We start from the raw sequence: 5,757 nt of genomic DNA, 5'->3' as shown, positions 1-5,757 counted from the left end.
CCCGCCACAACCCCGACGGCAACCTCGAATACATCGGCCGCACCGACCACCAAATCAAAATCCGCGGCTTCCGCATCGAACCCGGCGAAATCGAACACGTCCTCACCAACCACCCCGACATCACCCAAGCAGCCGTCGTCACGCACGGCGACCGGGCCCGACTCGTCGCCTACGTCGTCGCCGACACCGTCGTGTCCCCGGAGGCGGTGCGTGAGTTCGCTCGTCGCCGGCTGCCGGAGTACATGGTGCCGTCGGCGTTCGTCGCGCTGGACCGGCTGCCGCTGACGGCCAACGGCAAGCTCGACCGGGCCGCGCTGCCCGAGCCGGGGCCGGCCGTGCGGGCGGACGGGGTGCGCCGGGAGCCGCGTACCGCGAAAGAGCGGCTGCTCGGGGAATTGTTCGCGCAGGCGCTGGGGGTGGACCGGGTCGGGCCCGAGGACGACTTCTTCACGCTCGGCGGGGACAGCATCGTCTCGATCCGCCTGGTCAGCCTGGCCCGTGCGGCGGGCGTCGGGTTCGCGGTCCGGGACGTCTTCGAGCAGCGGACGGTGGCCGGGCTGGCCGGGGTCGCCGAGGAACTGCCCGGGGCGGCCCCGGACGCAGACGACACCGGTGTCGGAGCGGTGGAGCCGGTACCGATCATGCGCTGGTTCGACGCGCGCGGCGGAGAGGTCGACGCGTTTCATCAGGCGATGCTGCTGCAGGTGCCGGCCGCTCTCGGCGAGGACCGCCTGATCACGGCGGTGCAGGCGCTCGTGGACCACCATGACGCACTGCGGCTGACCCGGACGCAGCGCGGTACGGGCGGCGGGTCGTGGTCGCTGGAGGTCGGGCCGGTGGGCTCCGTGTCCGCCGCCGGTCTGGTGCACCGGGTCGGCCTCGGGGACGCCGATGTGGACGAGGCCCTGGTCCGCGAGCAGGTGAAGGCGGCGGCCGCCCGTCTGTCGACCGAGCGGGGGCCGTTGCTGCAGGTGGTGTGGTTCGACGCCGGGCCGGCTCGCCCGGGCAGGCTGCTGGTCCTCGTGAACCATCTGGTGGTGGACGGGGTGTCCTGGCGGATTCTGCTCCCGGATCTCGTCGCCGCCTGGGAGGCGGCCGGGCGCGGGCGTCCGCCGCGGCCGGCTCCGGTGGGCACCTCGCTGCGCCGCTGGTCGCAGCTGCTGGCGGCGGAGGCCCTGCGGCCGGCCCGCGTCGCCGAGGAGACGCTGTGGGCCGATCTGCTCGGCGCGGCCGACCCGCCGCTGACCGCAGGCCGGCTGGACCCCGTACGGGACACCGTGGGCGGGGCCGGGGAGTACACGCTGTCCCTGCCGCCCGAGGTCACCGAGCCGCTGCTGACCACGGTGCCGGCGGCCTTCCACGCGGGCGTGAACGACGTGCTGCTGACCGCGCTCGCGCTGGCGGTCGCCGAGTGGCGCCGGGGTCATGGCCGCGGGCGGCACACGGCGCTCCTGGTGGATGTGGAAGGGCACGGGCGCGAGGAGATCGTCGACGGGGTGGACCTGTCGCGCACCGTGGGCTGGTTCACCTCCCTCCATCCCGTCCGGATCGACCCGGGTCCGCTGGGTTGGGCCGAGGTGGTCGAGGGCGGTCCGGCGTTCGGTCAGGCGCTGAAGCGGGTGAAGGAGCAACTTCGTTCGCTGCCCGACCGCGGCATGGGCTTCGGTCTGCTGCGCCATCTCAATCCCGAGACCGGCCGGCGGCTGGCCCGGCTTCCCGTGCCCCAGCTCGGGTTCAACTACCTCGGCCGGTTCCCGTCCGCGGGGACCCCGGTGGTGCCCGGCAGTCCCGAGTGGACCGTGGCTGCGGAGACCGGCCTGCTGAGCGGCGCCGATCCGGCCACCGCCCTCGCGCACGGACTGGAGGTCAACTCCATGGTCCGTGACACACCGGACGGGCCATGGCTGGAGGCCGTCTGGACCTGGGCCCCCGGTCTCTGGTCCGAGCAGCACGTCCATGTCCTCGCCGAGCAGTGGTTCCGGGCGCTCCGGGGCCTGGTCCGGCACGGCGACCGGTCCGGCACGGGTGGCCACACGCCCTCGGACTTCCCCCTGACCGAACTCAGCCAGCACGACATCGAACAGCTGGAAGCCGCGTGGAGGATTCAGAAATGACGTCGTCGGGTCTCGAAGACATCCTTCCCCTCTCCCCGATGCAGGAAGGACTGCTGTTCCACTCCCGCTACGAGCAGGACGGCGCGGACGTCTATGCGGTGCAGCACGTCTTCGGCATCGAAGGCGCCCTCGATGCGGCGCGGCTGCGGACGGCGGTGCGGGCCCTCGTCCAGCGGCACCCGAACCTGCGCGCGGGGTTCCGGCAGGTGGACTCGGGTCAGACGGTCCAGTTGATCGTCCGTCAGGTGGAGGTGCCCTGGGAGGAGTTCGATCTGTCGGCGCTGCCCGGTGCCGAGGCGGAGGCGGAGGCGGACCGGCTCGCCGCGAAGGAGCACGGCCGCCGGTTCGACCTGGCCGAGCCGCCGCTGCTGCGCTTCCTGCTGGTACGCATGGCCGCCGAGCACCACCGGCTGATCCTGACCACCCACCACATTTTGCTCGACGGCTGGTCGACGCCCCTCCTCGTCCGCGAGCTGAGCGCGCTGTACGACAGCCACGGCGATGCCGCCGCGCTTCCCCGGGTGACCCCCTACCGGCAGTACCTGGGCTGGCTCGGGCAGCAGGACCGGCCGGCGGCGGAGGCCGCCTGGCGCGAGGCGCTGTCGGGTCTGGAGCAGCCGACCCTGCTCACCCCGGTGGATCCGGGGCGGCCCGGTCTGATGCCGGAACGGATCACCGTCGAGCTGGACGAGGACCGCACGGCGGCCGGCGCCGACTGGGCGCGCCGCCAGGGCGTGACGCTGAACACCGTGCTGCAGGCCGCCTGGGGGCTGGTGCTGAGCCGGCGCACGGGCCACGACGACGTGGTGTTCGGGGCCGTCGTCGCGGGCCGCGACCCACAGCTCCCCGGTGTCGAGGCCATGGTGGGCCTGCTCATCACCATGGTGCCGGTGCGGGTGCCGCTGGACCCGGCGCAGTCGCTGCGGTCCGCCGTCGTACGGCTTCAGGACGCGCAGTCGCGGCTGACCGCGCACCACCACCTCGGGCTGGCCCGCATTCAGCAACTGGCCGGGCTGGGTGACCTGTTCGACACCTCGCTGGTGTTCGAGAACTACCCGTGGGACGACCCTGCCGAGCGGGCGGACACCAGGCTGCGGATCACCCCCGACCTCGGCCGCGGGCGGGACGCCACGCACTATCCGCTCACCCTGATCGCCGCCCCCGGGCGCCGTCTCTACCTCCGCCTGGACTACCGCGGCGATCTCTTCGACCGGGCCACGGCCGCGGAGTTCCTCGACCGGCTGGTCCGCGTGCTCGACCTCGTCGTCACCGATGCCGAGCGGCCGATCGGCCGGATCGATCTGCTCACCGACGAGGAACGGGCCGCCCTGCTCGCCCTGCCCGACGACACCCCCCGAACAACCCAGGCCACCCTGCCCGGCCTGTTCGAAGCACAGGCCGCCGCCCACCCCGACACCATCGCCGTCACCTGCGGCCCGACCTCGACCACCTACCGGGAACTCAACGAGCGCGCCAACCGACTCGCCCACCACCTCACCACCCACGGCATCGGCCCCGAACACATCGTCGCCCTCGCCCTGCCCCGCTCCACCGACCTCGTCGTCGCCATCCTCGCCACCCTCAAAACAGGCGCCGCCTACCTCCCCCTCGACCCCCACTACCCACCCACCCGCCTCACCCACATGGTCACCGACGCCCAACCCACCCTCCTCCTCACCACCACCCACCTCGCCACCCCCCACCCCACAACCACCCTCCTCCTCGACACCCTCGACCTCAGCAACCAACCCACCCACAACCCCACCCCCCACCTCCACCCCCACCACCCCGCCTACGTCATCTACACCTCCGGCTCCACCGGACAACCCAAAGGCGTCGTCATGCCCGCGGGTGCGCTGGTGAACCTCCTGCAGTGGCATCACAGGACGGTCGGAGGCGAGGTCGGGACGCGGACCGCGCAGTTCACGGCGATCAGCTTCGACGTGTCCGCGCAGGAGGTGCTGTCGGCCCTGGCCTTCGGCAAGACACTGGTGGTGCCGGACGAGGAGGTCCGCCGCGACGCGGCCCGGTTCGCGGCGTGGCTCGAGGAGCAGCGGATCGAGGAGCTGTTCGCGCCGAACCTGGTGCTGGAGGCCGTGGCCGAGGCCGCCGTGGAGCAGGGCCGCACGCTGCCGAGCCTGCGGACCGTCGCGCAGGCCGGTGAGGCGCTGACGCCGAGCGGTGCAGTCCGTGCCTTCCACCGTTCGGCGCCGGGCCGGGTCCTGCACAACCACTACGGGCCGACCGAGACCCATGTGGTCACCGCCCACACCCTGGGCGAGGACCCCGACGACTGGCCGTCGTCCGCACCCATCGGCCGGCCGATCGCCCGCACTCGGGCCTATGTGCTGGGATCCGGGCTGGAGCTGGTGGCGCCGGGGGTGGTGGGCGAGCTGTACATCGCGGGCGCCGGTGTCGCCCGCGGCTACCTGGGCCGGCCGGGACTGACCGCCGAGCGGTTCGTCGCCGACCCCTACGCCCCCGAACCCGGCGGACGCATGTACCGCACCGGCGACCTGGTGCGCCGGAACACCGACGGCGAACTGGAGTTCATCGGCCGCGCCGACCACCAGGTCAAGATCCGCGGCTTCCGCATCGAACCCGGCGAGATCGAACACGTCCTCACCGACCACCCCGACATCGCCCAAGCAGCCGTCGTCACCCGTGCCGACCAGCAGCCCGGCAGGACGCGTCTGGTGGCCTACGTGGTGGCCCGGGAGACTCTCGGGGTCGAGGACGTCCGGCAGTTCGCGCGGGATCGGCTGCCGGAGCACATGGTGCCCTCGGCCGTCGTACTCCTGGAAGAACTGCCCCTGACGGCCAATGGGAAGCTGGACCGGGCCGCACTGCCCGCGCCGGAGTTCCTGTCCCCCGGGGCGGGGCGGGAGGCCCGTACGCCGCAGGAGCAAATCGTGTGCGACCTGTTCGCCCAGGTCCTCGGGCTGCCCCGGGTCGGCGTCGACGACGACTTCTTCGAGCTGGGCGGCCACTCCCTGCTGGCCACCCGCCTGATCGCCCGCATCCGGGCCGCCTTCAGTGTCGAGATCGGCCTGCGCACGCTGTTCGAGGCGCGCACCGCGGGGGCGGTGGCGGCCCGGCTCGACACGGCGGGGCCGGCGCGGCTCGCGCTGACCAAGCAGCGACTGCCCGACATGGTGCCGTTGTCCTTCGCCCAGCGCCGGCTGTGGTTCCTGCACAAGATGGAGGGGCCGAGCGCCACCTACAACATCCCGCTGATCCTGCGACTGACCGGTGACCTCGACCATGGCGCCCTGCGCACGGCCCTCGGGGACGTGGTGGCCCGGCACGAGAGTCTGCGCACGGTGTTTCCGGAGGTCGACGGCGCTCCGTACCAGCACGTCCTGGACGAGGTGACCGTGGAACTGCCCGTCACCGCTGTCTCCGAGGACGGGCTGCCGGAGGCACTGGCGTCAGCGGCTCGTCATGCCTTCGACCTGGCGAGCGAACCCCCGCTGCACGCCGAGTTGTTCCGTCTCGCGCCCGACACGTACGTCCTCATCCTCGTCCTGCATCACATCGCGGGTGACGGCTGGTCGCTGGGCCCGCTGGCCGCCGACCTCACCCGCGCCTACACCGCCCGCACCCAGGACCAGACCCCCGACTGGCCGCCCCTGCCGGTCCA

2 protein-coding genes are annotated in these 5,757 nt (G+C 72.7%); both read left to right on the top strand.

What is annotated here, in order from left to right; all coding sequences use genetic code 11:
• The coding region (locus tag ACZ404_RS36800) for a condensation domain-containing protein (RefSeq protein ID WP_468447747.1) at window positions 1-2,114 on the top strand (2,114 nt) is incomplete at its 5' end.
• Between the two features lie 38 nt (window positions 2,115-2,152).
• Window positions 2,153-5,757 (top strand): amino acid adenylation domain-containing protein (locus ACZ404_RS36795; RefSeq protein ID WP_468447745.1); only part of this gene is annotated, 3,605 nt, incomplete at its 3' end.

This window comes from Streptomyces sp. NPDC030798 (genome assembly GCF_055572275.1).
This window is presented reverse-complemented; position numbering and strand designations above follow the sequence as displayed.